This is a genomic window from Salicibibacter cibi, from assembly GCF_016495865.1.
Taxonomy (GTDB): Bacteria; Bacillota; Bacilli; order Bacillales; family Marinococcaceae; genus Salicibibacter; species Salicibibacter cibi.
Window position 1 is genome coordinate 1,253,970 of the sequence record NZ_CP054706.1, and the last position, 20,912, is coordinate 1,274,881.

20 protein-coding genes and 1 pseudogene are annotated in these 20,912 nt (G+C 47.9%); 18 read left to right on the forward strand and 3 right to left on the reverse strand.

Features of this window, described 5'->3' with window-relative positions; translation table 11 throughout:
- Nucleotides 1-320 precede the first annotated feature (320 nt).
- Nucleotides 321-1,169 (forward strand): MBL fold metallo-hydrolase, encoded by an 849-nt coding sequence (locus tag HUG20_RS06400; RefSeq protein ID WP_200089292.1) that lies wholly within the window; start codon nt 321-323, stop codon nt 1,167-1,169.
- Between the two features lie 187 nt (nt 1,170-1,356).
- Here HUG20_RS06400 and HUG20_RS06405 read toward each other — a convergent pair whose 3' ends face one another.
- Nucleotides 1,357-3,039, reverse strand: coding sequence for a methyl-accepting chemotaxis protein (locus tag HUG20_RS06405; protein WP_200089294.1), 1,683 nt, complete (start codon nt 3,037-3,039; stop codon nt 1,357-1,359).
- 200 nt (nt 3,040-3,239) lie between these two features.
- On the opposite strand from HUG20_RS06405, the pseudogene hemE reads away from it, so the two are divergent.
- From hemE to yajC, 15 genes and pseudogenes are all read left to right on the forward strand, one after another.
- A pseudogene (hemE, locus tag HUG20_RS06410) lies at nt 3,240-4,279 on the forward strand (uroporphyrinogen decarboxylase).
- 14 nt (nt 4,280-4,293) lie between these two features.
- Nucleotides 4,294-5,226, forward strand: a complete 933-nt coding sequence (hemH, locus tag HUG20_RS06415; RefSeq protein ID WP_200089297.1) for a ferrochelatase — start codon at nt 4,294-4,296, stop codon at nt 5,224-5,226.
- Complete coding sequence (gene hemG, locus HUG20_RS06420) at nt 5,223-6,626, forward strand: protoporphyrinogen oxidase (RefSeq protein WP_200089306.1); 1,404 nt, start codon at nt 5,223-5,225, stop codon at nt 6,624-6,626. Before hemH ends, hemG begins: the two co-directional genes overlap by 4 nt.
- A gap of 173 nt (nt 6,627-6,799) precedes the next feature.
- Nucleotides 6,800-8,071 (forward strand): GTPase ObgE, encoded by a 1,272-nt coding sequence (gene obgE / locus HUG20_RS06425; protein WP_200089308.1) that lies wholly within the window; start codon nt 6,800-6,802, stop codon nt 8,069-8,071.
- 10 nt (nt 8,072-8,081) lie between these two features.
- Nucleotides 8,082-8,552, forward strand: coding sequence for an ACT domain-containing protein (locus tag HUG20_RS06430; protein ID WP_200089310.1), 471 nt, complete (start codon nt 8,082-8,084; stop codon nt 8,550-8,552).
- A 22-nt stretch (nt 8,553-8,574) separates the two neighbouring features.
- On the forward strand, nt 8,575-9,456 hold the full coding sequence (gene pheA, locus HUG20_RS06435; RefSeq protein ID WP_200089312.1) for a prephenate dehydratase: 882 nt from the start codon (nt 8,575-8,577) through the stop codon (nt 9,454-9,456).
- A gap of 162 nt (nt 9,457-9,618) precedes the next feature.
- On the forward strand, nt 9,619-10,779 hold the full coding sequence (gene safA, locus HUG20_RS19420) for a SafA/ExsA family spore coat assembly protein (protein ID WP_200089319.1): 1,161 nt from the start codon (nt 9,619-9,621) through the stop codon (nt 10,777-10,779).
- 81 nt (nt 10,780-10,860) lie between these two features.
- A complete protein-coding gene (locus tag HUG20_RS06445; RefSeq protein ID WP_200089321.1) occupies nt 10,861-11,538 on the forward strand; it encodes a YhcN/YlaJ family sporulation lipoprotein in 678 nt (225 codons plus the stop codon).
- A gap of 176 nt (nt 11,539-11,714) precedes the next feature.
- Nucleotides 11,715-12,443, forward strand: coding sequence for a YebC/PmpR family DNA-binding transcriptional regulator (locus HUG20_RS06450; protein ID WP_200089323.1), 729 nt, complete (start codon nt 11,715-11,717; stop codon nt 12,441-12,443).
- A gap of 135 nt (nt 12,444-12,578) precedes the next feature.
- Nucleotides 12,579-13,181 (forward strand): Holliday junction branch migration protein RuvA, encoded by a 603-nt coding sequence (gene ruvA, locus HUG20_RS06455; protein ID WP_200089325.1) that lies wholly within the window; start codon nt 12,579-12,581, stop codon nt 13,179-13,181.
- A 12-nt stretch (nt 13,182-13,193) separates the two neighbouring features.
- On the forward strand, nt 13,194-14,207 hold the full coding sequence (gene ruvB, locus HUG20_RS06460) for a Holliday junction branch migration DNA helicase RuvB (protein WP_200089332.1): 1,014 nt from the start codon (nt 13,194-13,196) through the stop codon (nt 14,205-14,207).
- Complete coding sequence (locus HUG20_RS06465; RefSeq protein ID WP_200089334.1) at nt 14,200-14,418, forward strand: DUF2905 domain-containing protein; 219 nt, start codon at nt 14,200-14,202, stop codon at nt 14,416-14,418. Before ruvB ends, HUG20_RS06465 begins: the two co-directional genes overlap by 8 nt.
- Nucleotides 14,419-14,421: 3 nt before the next feature.
- Nucleotides 14,422-15,465, forward strand: coding sequence for a tRNA preQ1(34) S-adenosylmethionine ribosyltransferase-isomerase QueA (gene queA, locus HUG20_RS06470; RefSeq protein WP_200089336.1), 1,044 nt, complete (start codon nt 14,422-14,424; stop codon nt 15,463-15,465).
- Nucleotides 15,462-16,607 (forward strand): tRNA guanosine(34) transglycosylase Tgt, encoded by a 1,146-nt coding sequence (gene tgt, locus HUG20_RS06475; RefSeq protein ID WP_200089338.1) that lies wholly within the window; start codon nt 15,462-15,464, stop codon nt 16,605-16,607. The genes queA and tgt overlap by 4 nt, the downstream gene beginning before the upstream one ends.
- 88 nt (nt 16,608-16,695) lie before the next feature.
- Nucleotides 16,696-16,950, forward strand: coding sequence for a preprotein translocase subunit YajC (gene yajC / locus HUG20_RS06480; RefSeq protein ID WP_142091317.1), 255 nt, complete (start codon nt 16,696-16,698; stop codon nt 16,948-16,950).
- A 220-nt stretch (nt 16,951-17,170) separates the two neighbouring features.
- Here yajC and HUG20_RS06485 read toward each other — a convergent pair whose 3' ends face one another.
- Nucleotides 17,171-17,548 carry a TIGR04086 family membrane protein gene (locus tag HUG20_RS06485; RefSeq protein ID WP_200089340.1) on the reverse strand — a complete coding sequence of 126 codons (378 nt, stop codon included), beginning with the start codon at nt 17,546-17,548 and terminating at the stop codon, nt 17,171-17,173.
- 397 nt (nt 17,549-17,945) lie between these two features.
- Between HUG20_RS06485 and HUG20_RS06490 the strand changes: the two genes are divergently transcribed.
- The gene (locus tag HUG20_RS06490) at nt 17,946-18,599 is read left to right on the forward strand and encodes a DUF421 domain-containing protein (RefSeq protein ID WP_246476564.1); all 654 of its coding nucleotides are present in this window, start codon (nt 17,946-17,948) and stop codon (nt 18,597-18,599) included.
- Between the two features lie 13 nt (nt 18,600-18,612).
- On the opposite strand, the gene spoVB is transcribed toward HUG20_RS06490, so the two are convergent.
- Nucleotides 18,613-20,166 carry a stage V sporulation protein B gene (spoVB, locus tag HUG20_RS06495; protein WP_200089342.1) on the reverse strand — a complete coding sequence of 518 codons (1,554 nt, stop codon included), beginning with the start codon at nt 20,164-20,166 and terminating at the stop codon, nt 18,613-18,615.
- A gap of 356 nt (nt 20,167-20,522) precedes the next feature.
- On the opposite strand from spoVB, the gene HUG20_RS06500 reads away from it, so the two are divergent.
- Nucleotides 20,523-20,858, forward strand: a complete 336-nt coding sequence (locus tag HUG20_RS06500) for a post-transcriptional regulator (RefSeq protein ID WP_200089344.1) — start codon at nt 20,523-20,525, stop codon at nt 20,856-20,858.
- Nucleotides 20,859-20,912: the final 54 nt, after the last annotated feature.

The following is a 20,912-nucleotide window of genomic DNA, read 5'->3' on the forward strand; positions in this document are numbered from 1 at the left end:
TGGTGCCGCTCGATAGTGAGGTAAGCGTGGATCGTTTCATGGCGCCTGTATTGGTGGGCTGCTCGTTTCGGTCACCATATGGAGGATTCATGGATCCCGAACCCGCCGCGTAAAACCGTTTTCGGCCCTCATGACCGCCCCGTAGCGACAGTTTTGATTAACCGCTAGTTAACCGCTGCCCGCTTCGGTCTCCATCCCCCGCTCTATACGACCGTCCCAACGAGCCCATAGCCCATCTAACGGGGCTTTTTTTCTACATAAAAACAAATATGTGAAGAAACAATAATAGAAGCCGTCTGTGCAGAAAGGAAGGAAACATTATGAGCGAACAGGAACAAGTAAATTATGGACCCTCCGGCGTTAGGCTCCCGATGACGTCGAAAAACGATGGACTTTTAGAACAAGTGACATCGGATGTGCATTGCCTTACGATAAAAATTACAAACGTTTGTTTTATCGGAGATGTAACGAGCGGCTGGGTGTTGGTGGATACGGGTATGCCGAATTGCAAAGAGGATTTAATTACCGCTTTGCAAAATGAATTCGGTCAATTTAATCCCCCTCAGGCGATTATTCTCACGCATGGGCACTTCGACCATGTCGGTGCAGTCGCTGAACTGGTGGATGAATGGAAGGTGCCGGTTTATGCGCATACCAAGGAATTGCCTTTTTTAACAGGGGAAAAAGATTATCCCGAGCCCGATACGAGCGTCGAAGGGGGATTCGTTGCCAAATCATCGAAAGCTTTTCCGAATGAAGCGATTCAGTTGGGAAGCGCCGTGCAACCGCTCCCCGAACAAGGGAGAGTGCCTTATTTGGGTGAGTGGCAATGGGTGCATACCCCCGGTCATGCGCCGGGTCAAATTGCGCTTTTTCGGGAAAGAGATCGCCTGCTTGTTTCGGGAGACGCTGTTATCACGGTCAAACAAGACGAATTGAACAAAGTGTACAATCAGACACAGGAACTTCAGGGTCCGCCGAGATACCTTACAACTGACTGGGATGCAGCGAAAAAATCAGCAGAAACGCTATATAACCTTAATCCGGAGATCATTGTTCCCGGCCACGGCGTTCCCATGTTCGGCCAAGAGTTGCACTCTCAATTTAAATCGCTGATCCAAAATTTTGATCAGAAAGCCGTCCCCGATAAAGGGAAATATCTTCATTAAGCATTTTCATTCATCTATAAAACTCCGACCTATTAGGGGGCAACTTGTGGTGGGTGATGGAGGTAGAATAAAAATTGGACAAACATAGAGTGTAACTCGATTAATTGGCGCCACAACCGTCTGGGTGGCGCCAAATATTAGCCACATCCCATTATTTGGCACCGCAACTGGCCAAACGTTCCCATTTTCAAATGTTGAACTTAGAAATTTGCCCGTCCAATTCATTAGCCACTGCTGCCAACTCTTGGGATGCCTGGTTGATGGATTCCATGGTTGCCGCCTGTTCTTCGATGGCAGCGGAAATTGCAGCGCTGTTATCCGTGGCATGGGTGGAGTTTTTTTGGACTTCCTCGGTATGGCTAAGGATCAATTGGCTTTTTTCAGTCACTTGTTTGATTAGCGTATCAATGGTGTCGGCCTTCCGGACAACGGCAGTAAAAGAGGCAAGAATGGCTTGATAGGCATTGTACATTTCTTCGATCGTTTTTTCGCCGGCAACAATGAGCGAAGTGCTTTGCCGAGATTGTTCTACGGACTTCTCCACATTCCCGGTCATCATTTCGATCGTCTTGGAGATGTCCTGGGTTGCTTCTTCACTTTCGGTCGCCAGTTTACGCACTTCATTTGCGACGACCGCAAACCCTTTGCCTGCTTCTCCTGCACGTGCCGCTTCTATATTTGCATTCAATGCAAGCAAGTTTGTTTGTCCGGAGATATCTTTAATAAGGGTGATTACATCCTCAATATCTCGGGAAGCCTCACCAAGGGACTCAATGGAATGGGCATTCGCTTCATTTTGAATGCGAATGCTTTGCATGCTCTCCAACGCTTCTTTTAATATTTTTAAGCCGTCGGCCGCCTGATCGTTTGAGCGATTGCTTTCCGTGACAATTTCCTGTACGGCAGTATACACACGAGAAAGTTCCTCTTCCATCGATTGAAACGTCTCCCTTGAATCACGGATGGATTGATCAAGGCCGACTTGCATCTCGGTGATTTCTTGAACGGAACCGGCTACTTCTTGTGAGCCGGCGTTTACTTCTTCTGCTGAAGCGACCAACTCTTCACTCGACGCAGCCACCGTTTGGGATGCTGAGGACACGCCTTTTACCATGTTTCCGAGATTCTCGGTCATAGCGTTTATCTCATCCGATAGGGAAGCCAGTTCATCACGCCCTTCAACAGGGAGTGGCTCCACATTCAAGTGTCCGGCACTTACCTGTGTTGTTCTTCTCGCGATGCGTTCGATCTTTTTCTGCATTCTTCCTGCAAAAATGATGAAGATTGTTACACCAATGATTACCGCAGCCCCCGCGGCAACGATGCTTGATAATACAGCATAGAACATCATTTCTTGCGCAGACTCATTGGCTTCCTCCAGATTGTCCGTAAAATAGGACTGAAGATTCCCGGCGCGTTCATTGATGTTGGATGTCAAAAACTCCATGTCGGCCATTGCCGTTTCATCGGGCAATACTTGCAGGTTAATATAATGGGAGACGCGGGAATTAAACATTTCGTTTTGTACATTAAGATGATGCAACTCTTCGCTACTGTATGCCGTGTTGGTCCCGTTCTCCAAATTTCTTAGGTGCTCATTCATTATTGCATCTAGCGTTTCGTAGTAGTCAAAATCAGGGTCTTCCTGAAACTGCAGATCAGAGATAAATATGTATTTTTCCTGAAAGGTGTGCGAAGCATCTTTCGCATCGATAACATAAGAACGCCACTGATCCATTTCTTCCACTCGGTCATTAATATCCATAATTTGGACAAAAATAAAAACAAATCCACTTACAAAGCACAGCGTTGTGGCAAGTAAAATAGACAACAGTTTTGTTCGAATGCGGGTAGGTTGATAAAATTTCACGATTTTCCCTCCAAATGATTCAAGGTTCTACGATTTTATGAACTTTAGCCTAGGATGAACGGTCATACAAGACATCTGCAGTTGTTTATGATAAAAAAGGAATAGAAGCGTTATGCTCATCGCTAGCAACTACGGAGCTTTGGACGGACTCATAAATAATATCGGCTAGTTGGGTGCAATTATGAAGAGAAGATGAAAGGATGTTCGCGGTGGTTACAATGAACGATTCATTCATTCGGGCAGCAAAAGGGGAGGGAGGCCTCGTAAAACCTGTATGGTATATGAGACAGGCAGGTCGGTCACAACCGGAGTACCGGGCGTTAAAAGAAAAATATTCGCTATTTGAAATTACCCATGACCCCGAGCTATGCGCGTACGTCACGAGGTTGCCCGTTGAACAATACGGAAACGATGCTGCCATTCTTTATAAAGACATCATGACACCAATTCCGGCACTTGGGGTTAATGTAGAGATTAAAGCAGGCGTCGGTCCCGTGATTGAACAACCGGTCCGCACGATGGACGATGTAGAACGCTTGCATCAGCTGGAGCCTGAAGCGCATGTGGATTATGTGCTTGAAACGATCCGTTTATTACGGACACAATTGCAAGTTCCGTTAATTACATTCGCGGGCGCTCCGTTTACGTTGGCCAGTTATATGGTCGAGGGGGACCTTCGAAAAATTACGAGCAAACGAAAACGATGATGTATGGAGATCCAAAGACATGGACATTGCTGATGGATAAACTGGCAGATATGACGATTACTTATACGAAAGCCCAAATCGCGGCGGGCGCACAGGCGATTCAAATTTTTGATTCCTGGGTTGGCGCATTGAGTGCTCCCGACTATCGTTTTTTTGTTAAGCCGGCGATGGAAAAAATATTTGCTGCTCTCCGCCCGGAAGGCGTACCACTTATTATGTTCGGGGTAGGCGCGAGGCACTTATTGGCCGAATGGGATGAGCTCCCGCTTGATGTCATCGGACTTGACTGGCGAACTTCGGTCACAGAAGCCCGTAGTCAGGGGATTACAAAAGCGTTACAAGGAAACCTTGATCCGGCTGTTTTACACGCACCGTGGGACGTGATTGAAAAGAGGGCGAAGCAAATTTTGGATGAAACGAAAGATGACCCGGCCTTTATCTTTAACCTTGGCCACGGGGTCACTCCAAGTGTTCAACCGGAAACCCTGAAACGATTAACATCCTTTGTGCACGAGTATTCAGCAGGACAGTAGGAGGACAAACAAAGATGGCAAAGAAAGAAATAGGGTTATTAGTGATGGCGTATGGCACACCAAGAAACCTTGATGAAGTGGAAGCATACTATACGGATATTCGCCACGGTCGGCCTCCCACGCAAGAAGCGTTGGACGATCTAATCGATCGATACAAGGCTATCGGGGGCATTTCGCCCCTCGCGCGCATTACGGACGAACAAATGCGGGCATTAGAAGAGATGCTAAACGAACAATCAACCGACAAATCGTTCAAAGCTTACCTTGGCCTCAAGCATATCGACCCTTTTATCGAAGATGCCGTTGCGAAAATGAAAGAAGACGGCATCGAAGAAGCGGTCTCGATTGTTTTGGCGCCCCATTACTCCACATTCAGTGTTAAATCTTATAATGGACGTGCACTCGAGAAGTCTGAAGAGATTGGCGGCCCGACGATCCATGCCGTTGAGAGCTGGTACATGGAGCCGAAGTTTTTACAGTTTTGGAGCGAGCAACTTAAACAGTTGTTCCAGCGCGTCAATCGGGAAAAATCCGTTGTCATTTTTTCGGCACACAGCTTACCGGAAAAAATCCTCACCGATAATGATCCTTACGTCGATCAACTGAAGGAAACTTCGAGCTTAATTGCTGAAGCTGCAGGCGTGAAAAATTATGAAATAGGTTGGCAGAGCGAAGGAAATACCGCCGACAAGTGGCTCGGGCCCGACGTTCAGGATTTAACGCGCACGCTTTATGAGAAACACGGCTATGGCACGTTTATCTATTGCCCCGTAGGGTTTGTGGCGGATCATTTGGAAGTGCTGTATGATAACGATATCGAGTGCAAAATCGTTACCGACGACCTAGGTGTTAACTACGAGCGCCCTCCGATGCCGAATACGGATCCCATGTTTATCGGGGGCTTAAAGGACGCCATCATTAAACGCTTAAAGCTGGATCAAGCATGAAAATCGCGATTATTGGCGGGGGTATCACTGGACTTTCCGCTTTGCATGAAATAGAAAAACAACGGGCCGAAAGCGGAAAGCAAGTAGAAGTGAACCTTTATGAAAAGGGGACAGCGCTCGGTGGGAAAATCAGCACGTTGCACCGCGATGGATGTACGATTGAGCGCGGCCCCGACTCTTTCATCATTCGCAAACCGGAAATGATGTCCCTCGTCGAAGAATTGGGTTTAAGCGACCAGCTCGTCAAAAATCATACCGGACAGGCCTACATCGCGAGCAACGGATCATTTCATCCCATTCCCGCAGGATCCGTTATGGGCATCCCTACTAGAGCCGCCCCTTTCCTTCGATCCCCATTGTTAACAAAAAAAGGGAAGATGCGTGCAGTTGCCGATTTATGGTTACCCGCAAAAAAAAAAGAAGACACGGATGAATCGCTAGGCCTCTTTTTTCGAAGGCGTTTTGGAGATGAGTTGGTCGACCGTTTGTTGGAACCTTTGTTATCGGGATTGTACGCAGGTGAATTAAATGAGTTGAGTTTGGAATCGACGTTCCCCCAATTTCGGCAAATGGGGGACAAGCATCGAAGCCTTATGCTAGCCTCCCGTTCCATGGCGAAAAAACGGCAGCAGTCGGCAGGGACCGCTCAAAAAACCGGGCTTTTCCGTACCGTAAAAGGTGGCTTATCAGTCATTGTCGATGAGATGGAGAAAGCAGCGTCTGAAGGAACGATTCATAAAGAAAAACAATTACAAGAGATCATTCCGGGAGAAGAAAAAGGGTACGCCCTTCATTTTGCGGACGGCACAAAAACAGAGGCAGATGAGGTAATCCTCACCACTCCGCATCAAACGGCAGCCAACGTATTGCCGTCGCTATCCGTGGGCGAAGAGATGAAAGCGTTGCCCGGTGCATCGGTTGCCACCGTAGCGATTGCTTTCCCTGCCTCGTCTCTCCCGGAAACGGTGAAGGGAACCGGCTTCCTCATCCCTAAAGGAGAAGGGGACAGTGGGATTCTAAAAGCGGTAACGCTCGTGCATCATAAATGGCCGCAGTTGGTGCCGGACGGAAAAGTCCTTCTGCGTTGTTTCGTCGGACGTCCGGGGAACGATGCGATCGTTCGTGATCCGGATGAAACTATCGTTGCGCAAACATTAAACGAGCTGCGAAAATTTCTGGACATACGTGGAGAGCCATTGTTTACAGATGTCAGCCGCTGGAAGAGTGCCATGCCTAAATATACGGTCGGTCACCAATCGAGGGTGGCCGCTTGGGAATCGGCGCTTGCCGATGAATACCCGGGTGTTCACATAGCCGGAACATTTTACCGGGGGGTCGGACTGCCGGATTGTGTGCGTCAAGGCCAGGATGTCGCCATTCACGTATTGTCCCGGAAGTAAGCGAAAGACATGCATCTGACCTGTTTTTTGATGTCTGGATTTCCCATGCGCTTGTCGGAGAAGACGAGTGCTTTTTTTCTTGTTTTTGAACGATTAACATGCAAGTGATGTGCTATAATAAAAGGATGACGATTTTCTGGAATATGAACGAAGAGGGTGTGGAGGTAGAAGAGATGTTTACCGATTACGTTAATATATTTGTGAAATCAGGCGATGGAGGCAATGGCATGGTGGCTTTCCGCCGAGAAAAATATGTGCCAGACGGAGGGCCGGCGGGGGGTGATGGAGGAAAAGGCGGGGACGTTATTTTCCGTGTGGACGAAGGGCTGCGAACGTTGATGGACTTTCGCTATCAACATCACTTTAAGGCCAAGCGCGGAGAAAACGGCCGCTCGAAAAGCCAGCACGGAAAGGGCGCTGAACCATTGATCGTTGACGTGCCGCCGGGAACGATGATCAAGGATAAAAAAACCGGTAGCTTAGTTGCCGATTTAGTCGCGCACAAGGAGGAGCATCTCGTTGCGAAAGGCGGCCGGGGTGGACGTGGAAACAAACGTTTTGCCACTCCTGCAAATCCGGCTCCGGAGCATGCAGAGAATGGAGAACTGGGTGTTGAACTGGAGATTACCCTGGAGCTGAAATTGCTCGCGGATGTCGGTGTCATCGGATTTCCGAGCGTCGGGAAATCCACGTTCCTATCCGTTGTTACCGCTGCGAAGCCGAAAATTGCCGATTACCCGTTTACAACCATATATCCGAATCTAGGTGTGGTTGCGGTTGAAGATGGTCGGAGTTTTGTGATGGCGGATCTTCCCGGAATTATTGAAGGGGCTCATGAGGGCGTCGGATTGGGGCATCGATTTCTTCGTCATATCGAGCGCACGCGCGTGCTCGTTCATATGCTTGATGTATCGGGAATGAGCGGCCGCGACCCTTATGAAGATTATCTAACGCTTAACCGTGAACTGCAGCAATACAACGAAGCCTTGACCGAACGTCCGCAAATTGTTGTCGCCAACAAGACGGATATGCCAGGTAGCGAAGAAACGCTCCAAAAGTTGGAGGAACAAATGGACGTGCAAATCATCCGCATTTCCACGCTGACAAAAGAAGGATTGGATGCACTAGTCAGGCAAATTGCCGATCTGTTGGATGAAGCCCCTGAGCCTGAGCCGGAACAGGAAGAAGAATCGCGCGTGCTGTATCGCTATCATCCGGAGAAATCATTTGTGATCACACGGGATGATGATGGGACGTTTGTTTTATCCGGGGAACCATTGGAGCGGCGCGTGCAAATGCTCGATCTTAATCGTCCGGAATCGGCGCGCAGATTTTCACGTACATTACGGAAAATGGGTGTAGATGAGGCTTTGCGGGCGCGTGGCGCCAAAGACGGAGATACCGTCCGCTTATTGAGCATAGAATTTGAATTCATGGACGAGTAGGGGAGTTTTGATGACGGAAAACATGGATCATTTTTTCCTAGTTCGAGAAGATATGTTAACCGAAGCGATGCAAAAAACGCTCGAAGCCAAACGCTTGCTCGAAAACGAACCATCGACAACGATCGGCGATGCCGTCCAAAAAGTCGGTCTCAGCCGTAGCGCTTTCTATAAATATCGGGATGCTATTCTTCCGTTTCACACGATGAGCCAGGCGAAAATCATTACCCTCTCTATTCTGTTAACGGATAAGTCCGGTGCTTTGTCCGAGTTGTTAGGGGTTGTTGCAGAGACACAGTCGAATGTACTTACGATTAATCAAACCATTCCTTTGCAAGGGCGTGCCAATGTAACGCTTACGGTAGACACGACGATGTTAAATATTGAAGTCAAAAGTCTGATGCAACGAATTAAAGAAATGCTAGCCGTTGAAAAAGTCGAATTGGTCGGATCCGGTACCGGATCCGCAAATAAAGATAAGTGATGGAGAAAGAGTGAGGAATCATATGGAAACAATTGCATATTTAGGGCCTGAAGGAACGTTCAGTGAATTAGCGGCAACTGCCTTTACAAAATCCGCTGAACGCTTTCCATACAGAGATATTCCGAGTTGCTTGCAGGCACTCGCAAAAAAAGAAGTAGATGGCGCGGCCGTCCCATTGGAAAATACGATTGAAGGATCGGTAAATATCACACTTGACCATCTCGTGCACAAGCATGACCTCCCGATTGTCGGCGAGTTGGCAATTCCGATTGCCCAGCACTTGCTCGTGCATCCTAAAAATGCCGATCAATGCATGGAGACTGTGTATTCGCATCCTCACGCCCTTGCACAATGCCACGACTTTCTGTCAAAACATTTGGCAGATGCTGAATGGATGCACGCGTCGTCAACAGCTAAAGCCGCTCAAGAGATCTCCGAAGATTCGGGCTTGAAGCGGGCGGTAATTGCTAATCGATTGGCTGCGAAAAAATACGGACTGACCGTAGCTGCCGAGAACATTCATGACTTTGCCAATAACCACACCCGTTTTGTGCTTCTTTCCACGAGAAATGTACAGGAAGATACATTAAGGGAGATGCGACCGCATGTGAATAAAAAAACAACCATCGTCGTAACACTTCCCTCGGATTATTCCGGAGCGCTTCATCAAGTATTATCCGCATTTGCGTGGCGTAAACTCAACCTTTCGAAGATCGAGTCAAGACCGATGAAAACAGGGATCGGGCATTATTTTTTTATTATTGATATTGACCATGAATACGACGATGTGTTGGTCCCCGGGGCGCTTGAAGAAATCAAGGCTATTGGCTGTGGAGCGCGGTTACTCGGTTCGTACCCATCGGCCGTCATTCATGAAGAAAATGAAATGGAATCAACAGTTTAAATGAACAGCGGAGGAATGCCTGTATGCGGCGCCTCCGCTTTTTTTCGGCATGCGCTTATGAATACTCGCCTTCTTCCTCGCATATTGTTGTATTGGATGCAGTACGGTTACGGAAGCGAAAGAAGCTAATCACATGAACACGTGAATTGGAGGGAAAGAAACGTGAAAATCCACATTGTTCAGAAGGGCGATACATTATGGAATCTTGCCCAGAAATATGATGTCGACTTTGAAAAGCTAAAAGGAGCGAATACACAGCTTGCAAATCCCGAAATGATCATGCCTGGCATGAAACTCAAAATTCCTGGAAAAACAGTGCCGGCAAAAAAGGAAACGGAAACGAAAGAAGTTAAGGAAAAGCAAATGCCAAAGGCAGAACAAATGGAAAAACCTGCACCGGAAACACCAAAAGCGCCAAAAGCCCCAACACCTCCAAAGCCAAAGGAACCCGTGTACAAAAAGCCACAAGTACCGAAAAAAGAAGAACCTGCGCCCGCCAAACCGAAAGCCCAACCAAAACCTGCAGTCAAGCCACCGCCTAAGCAAATGCCGGTGATGCAAGTGCCAAAAAAACAACCGAAATCTGAAAAGGACAAAGAGAAGGAGGGAATGCCGCCGAAATTCCAAAAACCAACCTTACAAAAATATGAAGAGAAAAAAGAAATGCCCGAACAAGAGAAGCCAAAAAAACCACAGGAAAACACAGCAGACAAAGAAAAGGTGGCATTACCTCCAAAATTCCAAAAGCCTGTTTCTCAAAAAAATGAAGAAAAAAAGGAATCGGCACCAAAAACAGAGGAAACGGTGTATAAGAAACAGCCAATGGAAAAGCCTAAAATAAAAGAGCAACCGTGTAAAACGTGTGGACAACCGACCGGGATGTACGCACAGGCTTCCCAACAGCCGCCAATGCCGCCTCCATATGGAGTCCAACAGATCCCGCCGCATCTAATGCAATATTGTTTTGTCCCGGTTCAACAGCAAGGCTACCCGGCCGTGCCGTATTCACAATATGAGCATCCCGGCGGCTACAAACAGCAGCCGGAATTTCAAGAAGGATATGATCAATATTACCATGCATATGGCTATGGGAATGGGAATTATGGGAAAAACGGTTTAGAGCCGGGATACGGGACTGAATCACATGCTATGGCCCCGTACCGTTATACAATGCCGGCGCCACCCCCGTTGCCCGTTCATCCATATGAGCAAGGGTATGGATACTATCCGCCTGTTGTCCCCTATTACGAACCAGTATATTATCCGTATGATCCGAGACAATATGAGGGGCCGCGGGCTGAAGAAAATGAGGAGAACGAATAATTTGGCCGGTCTTCCTTCAACTGACAGGAGTAATCCCCCTTTTTTCTTCACAACTTAAAGCGTGAAGGGGGGCTATAATTTATGAAGAAGATGGCACTTTCACTGGCCGCTTTTTCGGTAATTACAGCAGGGGTAGCGGGCTGTGGAACTGCAGACGATAATGCCGCTGGTCCTGGGAATAATACCGGAGTGAATCATGTGGGGAATCAAACCGAGCAACAAGATGCAGGTTATGCTGGCTGGGATCGAACGGATCGTGGTGATCGCGGAGAAGGCCCGATCACGGATATGTTTACCGTAGATGATCGACAGGGGCAACAGCAACAAGGCCAAGGTATGGGGCAAGGCACTGGTACCGACGGTCAAAACCAAACCATGGATCGTCCGGGCGGAACGATGAACCACAACAATAACGGCGGAAATGGAGAACAGGACGAAATCCAGGAAATGATCTCGGAGATGGATAATATAGAGAACAGTCATGTGGTTGTTGATGATGACCACGTTCTTGTAGGGGTCAGAACGTCTGGTAATGATGGCGATGAAACTGTAGATAACATCCGTGAAGATTTGGAAGATGAAACCGATAAAGAGGTATACGTCTCAGACGATGAGGATATTTATGACGATATCCGCGGAGTCGAAAATGACTTGGCTGAAGGTACCGGCGAAGCTTTGGATGAGACTGGCGCAACCATTGAAGGGATTATTGAAGACTTGAGCGATGCCGCACAACGTCCGTTTGAGCAGAGCCGATAACGAACAAAAAAGAGGCCGAAAGGGCCTCTTTTTTGGCAGATAAGAAAGTGCAACGAAGGCTTCCACCATGAAGGCTTGGCGAAAGTCCAGCCATGTCAACGGGGGAAATCAATCGATGCCCCTGGAGTATAACCTCCGTACATGATATATTGAAGAACGGAGGAGGTTTTGATCAAATGGCAGGCCATTCCAAATGGAATAATATAAAACGAAGGAAAGAAGCACAGGATACAAAACGTGCGAAAATCTTCACAAAAATGTCCAAAGAAATTTTTGCGGCTGTTCGGGCGCAAGGGGATGATCCCGCGACTAATCTTCGATTGCGGACTGCGGTACAAAAAGCAAAAAACGCCAACGTTCCTATAAACAATATTGACCGAACGATCAAAAGAGCAAGCGGTGACAGCGGAAATGTACAATATGAACAAATCAGTTATGAAGGGTATGGACCTGGAGGTGTCGCGGTTTTTGTGAAAACCTTAACGGATAATCGCAATCGCACAGTCGCGGATATCCGTCATGCTTTTTCCAGAAACGGCGGCAATCTCGGGGAAGATGGTTGTGTTTCTTTTTTATTTGCCGAAAAGGGACTGATTTTGCTTAAAAGCGAAGAATTTGATGAAGACACAGTCATGCTTGAAGCGATTGAAGCAGGCGCTGAGGATATGGAAACGGAAGATGGGCATTATTTGATCTGGACAGATGACAAGGAGCTGGAACAAGTCAGGGAAGCACTTGCGAATAACGGCTACCCAATCGATACCGCCGAGCAAACCATGATCCCGAACACCACTTCAGCGCTTGAAGGAGAAGACGCAAAAAAAATGGAAGCTTTGATCGATATGCTTGAAGACAATGATGATGTACAAGATGTCTATCACAATGGGGAGTTCCGGGAAGGGTAAGTTACGTAAGCATGGTGCCTGATGAACCAATCGAAACGGTCGCCATGAGGTGCCACGGTGCCCGAACCGATCCCGCCGCTTGAGCCGTATATGTTAAAATGGGAGTAAGTTTTCACTGGAAATGAGGGGACATCTTTGATTGAACGGTTAAGGGGACAAGTCGTCTTTCGCGATCATGAATCGATCACGCTTGATGTTAACGGGGTTGGGTATTTAATTTATTGTGCAAATCCATTTGCATATGACATAAACGATGAAAAAGAAAGGCACATTTATACGTATCAGCACGTACGCGAGGATGCCATCCGTTTATACGGTTTTTCCACCCGGGAAGAGCGGGTGCTTTTTAGCAAACTTTTGCAAGTGTCGGGCATCGGCCCCAAAGGCGGGCTCGCCATATTGGCTGAAGGGAATGCAGCGCTTGTCGTGCAGGCGATTGAAGAAGAGAATGAAGCAATGCTCGTCAAATTCCCGGGCATAGGAAAAAAAACGGCGCGGCAAATGATTCTGGACCTTAAAGGAACGCTTGATGTTACGGTGTCGAATGAATCAGAAGCTGTTCACGCGCAAACGGTGATGCCGATGCAATCCGGAGCATTGCAGGAAGCGATGGAAGCGCTTCGTGCCCTCGGGTACGGGGAAAAAGAAATCAAAAAATGCGAGAAAGCTTTGCAGCATGAAGAACTTGAAGCAGATGAATATGTCAGACGTTCGCTCCGCCTCATGGTTGAGCGTTAAAGGAGGGATCGCATGGATGAGCGGTTAATCTCCCAAGAGCGTTTGGGGGATGAGGAAGAAGGACGGGAAGAAAGTATACGCCCTCTGTCGCTGGATCGTTATATTGGCCAGGAACAGGTGAAGCGTAATTTGCAAGTTTTTATCGAAGCCGCCAAAATGAGAGAAGAAAGCCTTGACCATGTGTTATTATACGGTCCCCCCGGCTTAGGGAAGACGACACTCGCAATGATTATCGCCCATGAAATGAATGTCCATTTGCGAACAACTTCCGGTCCGGCGATTGAACGTCCCGGCGACCTGGCCACCATTTTGACGACATTGGAGCCGGGGGATGTTTTATTCATCGATGAGGTTCACCGCTTGCAACGTCCGGTCGAGGAAGTGCTGTATCCCGCCATGGAAGATTTTTCCATCGACATTGTTATCGGGCAAGGATCCGGGGCAAAATCTGTTCGTCTGGACTTGCCGCCGTTTACACTTGTCGGTGCGACGACGCGTGCAGGGCTTTTGAGCGCACCGTTACGGGATCGGTTTGGCGTCATGAGCCGCTTGGAATTTTACAAGCTTGAAGAGTTGGCGAGTATTATCCTACGCACGAGTGAACTGCTAGGGATCGGTTTGGAGCAAGATGCCGCTGATGAAATTGCAAGGCGGGCACGGGGGACCCCGCGTATCGCCAATCGGCTTTTGCGTCGTGTACGGGATTTTGCGCAAGTCAATCGGGCGGAAACGATCACTGTGCAAGAAGCGGAATCGGCTTTGGGCCACCTTGAAGTGGATCGTCTCGGGCTTGACCAAATCGACCACCGGCTTTTGAAAATGCTCGTGGATAAGTTCGCGGGCGGTCCGGTCGGCATTGATACGATGGCGGCGGTCGTTGGGGAAGAAGCAGAGACAATTGAAGATGTATATGAGCCTTATCTTTTGCAGATCGGTTTTTTGCAAAGAACCCCGCGCGGGCGGGTTGTCGCCCCGTCAGCGTATGAGCATTTCGGCTGGGCGGAGAAGGGCAAGTCCAATGGCTGACATACCACGATGGCTCATTATTATCGGCATTGTGCTAATCGCGGTCGGTTTGCTCTGGCAAGTGGGCGGTCGGTTTTTGCCGATCGGTCGTTTGCCGGGCGACTTTTTGTTCAAAGGTGAAAATACGACCGTGTACATTCCGATCATGACGAGCATTATAATAAGCGTTGTGCTTTCCCTTATTTTTCTTATCATTGGAAGGTTTAGATAAAAGATGGATATAGATACATTTGATTTTGAGTTGCCAGCGTCTTTGATCGCGCAACGGCCGCTTCCGGATCGGGACGCTTCCCGTATGCTCGTCTTGGACCGGGTGACCGGAGACATTGCCCATCGGCATTTTTCGGATATCGGCGCTTTTTTACAAGCAGGCGATTGCTTGGTGCTTAATGATACACGCGTGCTCCCGGCAAGGCTTTTTGGCAAAAAAAAAGAGACGGGTGCTAATATCGAAGTATTACTTCTGAACGAAGAAGATGCAGATGAATGGGAAACACTCGTAAAACCGGCGAAACGAGTGAAAGTGGGTACCGAAATCGTTTTTGGCGATGGCCGGTTAACAGCGATTTGCATTGGCCTTCATGATCACGGGGCTCGCGTGCTCCGTTTTCATTATAACGGTATTTTTATGGAGGTCCTCGATGCGCTTGGCACGATGCCGCTCCCCCCGTATATAACCGAGCAACTGGATGAACCGGAACGTTACCAGACGGTGTATGCAAAAAAACAGGGATCGGCAGCGGCACCGACCGCCGGCCTTCATTTTACGGAAGAACGCCTGGACGAATTGCGTGCAATCGGCGTGAAAATTTGCTATATTACTTTACATGTGGGCTTAGGCACATTCCGGCCGGTATCCGTCGAACGCGTGGAGGACCATGAGATGCATGCGGAATATTATGAGATAAGTGCAGGGACGGCAGCAACGTTAAATGAGGCAAAAAAAAGCGGGAAAGGGATTGTTGCCTGCGGAACGACTTCCGCCCGCACGTTGGAAACGATCATGCATACATACGGGGAATTTAAACAAACCGCAGGTTGGACAGATATTTTTATCTACCCGGGTTTTGATTTCCGAGGTGTGGATGGTTTGATTACGAATTTCCACTTGCCAAAATCAACGCTCATCATGCTTGTAAGCGCGTTTGCGGGCAAGGAAGCGGTCATGCGCGCCTATCGGGCAGCGATTGACGAGCAGTATCGTTTTTTTAGTTTTGGCGATGCGATGTACATTGGGAAAGGGGCCACTTCAGTTTGACAGCAGCCATTCGTTACGAACATTTAAAAACATGTCGCCAGTCGGGGGCGAGGCTCGGCCGCATTCATACGCCGCACGGAGTGATCGACACGCCGGTCTTTATGCCTGTCGGCACACTGGCCACCGTTAAAATGATGAGCCCCGAGGAATTGGAAGAAATGGGCGCGCAAATTATTCTCTCCAACACCTATCACTTATGGTTGCGTCCCGGAGAAGACTTGGTCAAAGAAGCAGGAGGACTGCACAAGTTCATGAATTGGGACCGCCCCATGCTAACGGATTCCGGTGGCTTTCAAGTCTTTAGCTTGAGTGATTTGCGTGACATTGATGAGGAAGGGGTACGGTTTCGGAATCACATCAGCGGCGAGCGGCTTTTTTTAACGCCGGAGAAAGCCGTGCACATTCAGCAAAGCCTCGGTGCGGATATTATCATGTCTTTTGATGAATGCCCGCCTTATCCCGCTTCCTATGCTTATATGCGTGATTCTGTCGCACGAACGAGCCGCTGGGCGGAACGATGCTTGAAAGCCCAAGAGGAAAATAATGAGCGGCAAGCGTTGTTTGGCATTGTTCAAGGCGGGGAGTATGAAGATTTGCGCCGTGAAAGTGTGGAGGATTTAGTCTCTCTGGATTTTCCGGGCTATGCGATCGGCGGGCTTTCGGTAGGAGAGCCAAAATCCGTAATGAACGAAGTGCTGGAACAGACGACCCGGTATTTGCCAAGAGACAAACCGCGGTATTTGATGGGGGTCGGTTCTGCAGATGCATTGATTGACGGGGCGATCCGCGGGGTTGATATGTTTGATTGTGTGTTGCCGACCAGGATCGGACGTAACGGGACATGCATGACTTCCGAAGGGCGAAAAGTCATTCGAAACGCGGCATTCGCACGTGATTTCCGCCCTATCGATGAAACATGTGGTTGCTATACCTGCCGCAATTATACGCGGGCGTACATCCGCCATCTTATCAAAAGCAAAGAAACGTTCGGGTTTAGGCTTACCTCTTATCATAATCTTTATTTCCTGATAGAATTAATGCGGAAGGTTCGCCAAGCGATAAAAGAAGACCGTCTTCTGGATTTCCGCGCTTCTTTTTTCGAGCAATATGGATTTAACCGCCCGGATGCAAAGAACTTTTAGGGCTGTTACTGCTTCTTTTGGCAAGCATGCTTCATTTTTGTACAGGTTGAAGCTTCATGAAAGAAAATGAGAAGGGAGTGTATCCAACATGGAAGCGATTATTATGTTAGTATTGATGTTTGCGATTGTTTATTTCCTACTTATTCGCCCGCAGCAAAAGCGGCAAAAGCAGATTCGGGAAATGCATTCAAACTTGCAAAAAGGTGATGATGTGATCACGATCGGTGGGTTGCACGGCAAGATTGACGCAATTGACGAAGACAAACTCGTTTTGCTCGTGGATGAAAACCGCAAACTTACGTATGACCGTTCAGCGGTAAGGGAAGTTGTCAACCAGAATTAGCATGATTTTAAAAAGAACAAAGACCGGATGCAGGGCAAGAAATGCCTTTTGCTCCGGCCTTTTTTGTTTGGCAGGTAAGAAAGTATAAATCAACTTTATTACCTGCATAAGTTGGGCGAAGGCTTTTCGCCATAAAAGCTTGGCGAAAAGCCCAGTTTTCTAAGATGAAGGAATTGGTTCTTTTCACCGACTTCTGACCTAGCTGAGGACAGCATCTTTTTTATCGCACAGAACCGAAAAGCGAGACAGCGACCATTCCTCCGAATGAAGCACTAAAAATAGCGGCGAGAAAAACGATGATCTGATTTAGGCTTAGGTGAATGCCGTATCCCAGGTATTGCATGAAAGCAGCAACACATGCAAATAATAGACCCGCACTTAGCCCGACTAGCCAGCCCTTCGATCGAGATTGTAACCCTGCTATGAACCCGCCAATTAATGTGACTACAATTGTAATTCCGATCGTTATTCCTATCATCGACTGTTCCATCACTGAACCGAAACGTAATAGCGTGGCGATGATTAATCCGGCAAATAGCACGAGCGAAAGCATGGTAATGAACGAAGTGCCGAGCGCCCGCAGAAAACGTGTTTGCATAGGAAGCCCCCCTTATTTCACGTATTGCTATAGCTTATGATTGAAACAAGCATATAGAAGAGGGAAATGGAATTGTTTTGACAGAGGTTAGTTCGGACACATGTTACATTTTGGAGGGTACGGTCTACATGAGTGTTTCATGGCGCCCGAACGCAAGCCTGAACCGAGATTTCGGTCTTCATGGACGCTGTGTTATGTAGCGCCCGGATCTGAGCCATTTCTCCACTCACGAGCCTCATAAGCGGTTCATAATCCCTGAACGCACACCTTTCCTTTCAACCACTCACGGCACCTTTATGCTCACCGAGCGTGTTGGTCAGGTCAGTCATCGTAAAAAACATGGAGCATGCACTTTTTCTCATTGGGCATCCTAGGAAGAATGATTGAGGTGAAGTGAGTGACAGAGTTATTTGGACTGGCCTGGCGGACGCTGTTTTTCTATTTTTTTCTTTTGGCTGCTCTTCGTGTGATGGGGAAACGTGAAGTTGGAGAGCTCACGATCCTTGATTTTATTGTTTCGATTATGATCGCTGAATTTGCAGCGATGGCTGTCCAGGAGCAATCGCTGATCCAAGGTATGGTGCCGATTCTAATCTTGGCATGTATCCAGATCGGCCTCGCGTACGTATCGCTGAAAAGCAATCGTCTTCGCGATGTGTTAGACGGTGAGCCGACAATGATCATTCAAAATGGAAAAATCGATGAGGAAGCGATGCGCACCCAGCGATATAACTTTGACGATTTATTACAGCATTTGCGCACGCAAGGCATCAGTAATTTTACCGACGTTGAATATGCTGTCTTGGAGCCGTCCGGGGATCTATCGGTGATAAAAAAAGAGCGTGGAGACGATCCCAATGACATTGTTTATCCTCTACCAATGATCATTGATGGCGATATACAACATGATCACTTGCAACAAATCGGTTTGGATGCGGGAAAGCTAATGGACAAACTGCAAGCGCGCGGGTATACCAATGTGAAAAGTATCGCCTTGTGCGTCTCAAAGAAAAACGGCGCCCTCATTGTCGATGAAAAGGATGAACGGTAATCTTTGTAAAAAACTAACGAAAGAAAGATTGAAGGATTGGGATTCGGCTGATATTCTTAATAGGGAGGAGACGGAATAACATTAATCCAATCATGTAAAAGACGACTGTAATCGTTAGGCTGATAATGGTTCCGACGAGCATGTCATCGGATGAAATAAATGTGCGGAATGAGTGAACGGCCACCCCCGCGGTCAATATTGTGACAAGCAGTGTGCCGGTCCAGTCTCTCACTTTTAATGTGAATCCTATCGCTCTTGAAACACTGACAAAATGGAGAAGCGTAACAACCATAAGGCTCGCGCAGATCGCGAGTGCAGCTCCCATGATGCCAAGTTCCGGACGAGATGCCAAAAAGGCTATGGCAGTCATTTTAACACCTGCGCCGATGAGACTGTTGTACATAGCCGCTTTTGCCAAATTTAACGCTTGCAGCACGGATTGCAACGGCATTTGAAAATAGAGAAAGATACAAAAGGGTGCGATCACTTTTAAGTACACCGCCGCTTGTGGCGCTTCATACATAAGTGATAGGATCGGGACAGCGAATACGTACAAAATGACAACGGAAATACCGCCGGACAGCAGGGCAATTTTCGTCGTTTGCTGCAAACGTTTTTGAATGGTGGCATGATCGCCTTTGCTATGGGCCTCGCTGATAGCCGGGACGAGCGAAACCGATAAACTTTGCGTAATAAAAGAAGGCAAAAAAAGCAGGGGGACGACAAATCCGACCAATTCCCCGTATTGGCTCGTAGCTGTAACGGTTGCCACTCCGGCAATAGCCAAGCTTTGGGCGACGATGATCGGCTCAAGAAACTGAGAAATCGATCCGACGAGCCTGCTTCCGGTCGTGGGAAGCGCAATCGTCATTAAGTCTTTTAATGTGTTCTTTCCCCCTTCCAAAGCGGAAAGGAAGTTTCTGCGGATTTGCATCGTTTTTTTATTCTTAAACACATAAATGACGTAGAGCAAAGAGGCCAGTTCACCGGCAACAACCGAGATCATCGCTCCTGCGGCCGCATATTCGACCCCAAATGGCAAAAAGATGCTCGTACAAAAGGCAACGAGGGTGATGCGGATGACTTGTTCGATCACTTGGGAATAAGCGATCGGGCGCATGTTTTGCATTCCTTGAAAGTAGCCTCTTAATACCGCGGAAACGGCCACAATCGGGACGATCGGGATAATGGCAAGAAGCGGATAAAGCGCACGGGTATCCGTTAACAGCATACTCGCCAGAAGCGGTGCAACCGCGAGCATGGCGGTCGTTAATACAGCACTTAATGTGCCTGTAATGATAAGGGAAACGATCAAAATTCTTTTTTTCCGTTCGTGTTCGCCATGGGCTTCGGCTTCCGCAATTAATTTGGAAATCGCAACCGGAAGCCCGAGTTGGGTAAGTGTAATAATAAGCAAAAGACTGGGGACGGCCATCATATAAAGCCCCATGCCTTCAGATCCCATCACCCGGGCCATGACAATTTTATTGATGAACCCGAGGATACGGGTGATTAAACCTGCGATAATAAGAATGAAAGCACCTGCGAAAAACGTTTGCCTTGTCATATTCGTGCCCCTTCCTTATGGCCGGCAAAATCCAAGGGATTGTCCGCCACTACATATCTATGCAAAGAGAAGGGCCAAGCATGACAAGCAATGATAAAGTGAACCTTCCATCAGAGAGGGGCCCCCTCTGATGGATTAAAGTACACCGGCTAAATTCGCCACGTCCTGTGGCAATGCCGGCACTAGCCTGTCCTAGGCGTCGCAATCCAGATGACAGAAATCAGATAGCCAGAGATCAGATGCATGTTAGACCGAAGAGGGGAAGGGTTTCCGGGAAATAACTTTCTTCTATCTGACATTCCGGCTTCTGATGTCTGACCTCCGGAATACCACCGGGATAAAGTGAGGGGAAAACCATGGCAAATGTCCAACAGTTTGAGGTATGGAAAACGGATGTAAAGCCAATACTTGAATTAAAAAGAGATGAATTTCACCTGTTCGGGCATGACAAAGCTTCAGAAGAAGATATCTGGAGACTGGGGATTGAGAAGCTACGCAAAGAATCGGAATATACGCCTTTTAATCGATTTGTAAACGTCTTGATGCGTTTGTCTGTCACGGATTATATGAATGAAAAGACGATCAATGCCTATAAAGGAACGGAAGGTTGGTTAAAAGATACCGATGATGAGTTGGAAGGGATCCTTGATGAGGTTCTCGGCAACGAATCAGAAGCGGATAACCGGAAATAGGGTGGTTATTGGTTTCCGGTGTACGATCCGTTTGCATCAGCCCGCTTAAACCGT

Bases quoted from the DNA above. Each gene is read 5' to 3' on its own strand.
- HUG20_RS06450 (WP_200089323.1), top strand. From the start codon at position 11,715: ATGGCAGGCCATTCCAAATGGAATAATATAAAACGAAGGAAAGAAGCA.
- HUG20_RS06485 (WP_200089340.1), bottom strand. From the start codon at position 17,548: ATGCAAACACGTTTTCTGCGGGCGCTCGGCACTTCGTTCATTACCATG.
- ruvB (WP_200089332.1), top strand. From the start codon at position 13,194: ATGGATGAGCGGTTAATCTCCCAAGAGCGTTTGGGGGATGAGGAAGAA.
- HUG20_RS06445 (WP_200089321.1), top strand. From the start codon at position 10,861: ATGAAGAAGATGGCACTTTCACTGGCCGCTTTTTCGGTAATTACAGCA.
- hemH (WP_200089297.1), top strand. From the start codon at position 4,294: ATGGCAAAGAAAGAAATAGGGTTATTAGTGATGGCGTATGGCACACCA.
- HUG20_RS06500 (WP_200089344.1), top strand. From the start codon at position 20,523: ATGGCAAATGTCCAACAGTTTGAGGTATGGAAAACGGATGTAAAGCCA.
- HUG20_RS06430 (WP_200089310.1), top strand. From the start codon at position 8,082: ATGACGGAAAACATGGATCATTTTTTCCTAGTTCGAGAAGATATGTTA.
- pheA (WP_200089312.1), top strand. From the start codon at position 8,575: ATGGAAACAATTGCATATTTAGGGCCTGAAGGAACGTTCAGTGAATTA.
- obgE (WP_200089308.1), top strand. From the start codon at position 6,800: ATGTTTACCGATTACGTTAATATATTTGTGAAATCAGGCGATGGAGGC.
- queA (WP_200089336.1), top strand. From the start codon at position 14,422: ATGGATATAGATACATTTGATTTTGAGTTGCCAGCGTCTTTGATCGCG.
- HUG20_RS06465 (WP_200089334.1), top strand. From the start codon at position 14,200: ATGGCTGACATACCACGATGGCTCATTATTATCGGCATTGTGCTAATC.
- HUG20_RS06400 (WP_200089292.1), top strand. From the start codon at position 321: ATGAGCGAACAGGAACAAGTAAATTATGGACCCTCCGGCGTTAGGCTC.
- yajC (WP_142091317.1), top strand. From the start codon at position 16,696: ATGGAAGCGATTATTATGTTAGTATTGATGTTTGCGATTGTTTATTTC.
- spoVB (WP_200089342.1), bottom strand. From the start codon at position 20,166: ATGACAAGGCAAACGTTTTTCGCAGGTGCTTTCATTCTTATTATCGCA.
- hemG (WP_200089306.1), top strand. From the start codon at position 5,223: ATGAAAATCGCGATTATTGGCGGGGGTATCACTGGACTTTCCGCTTTG.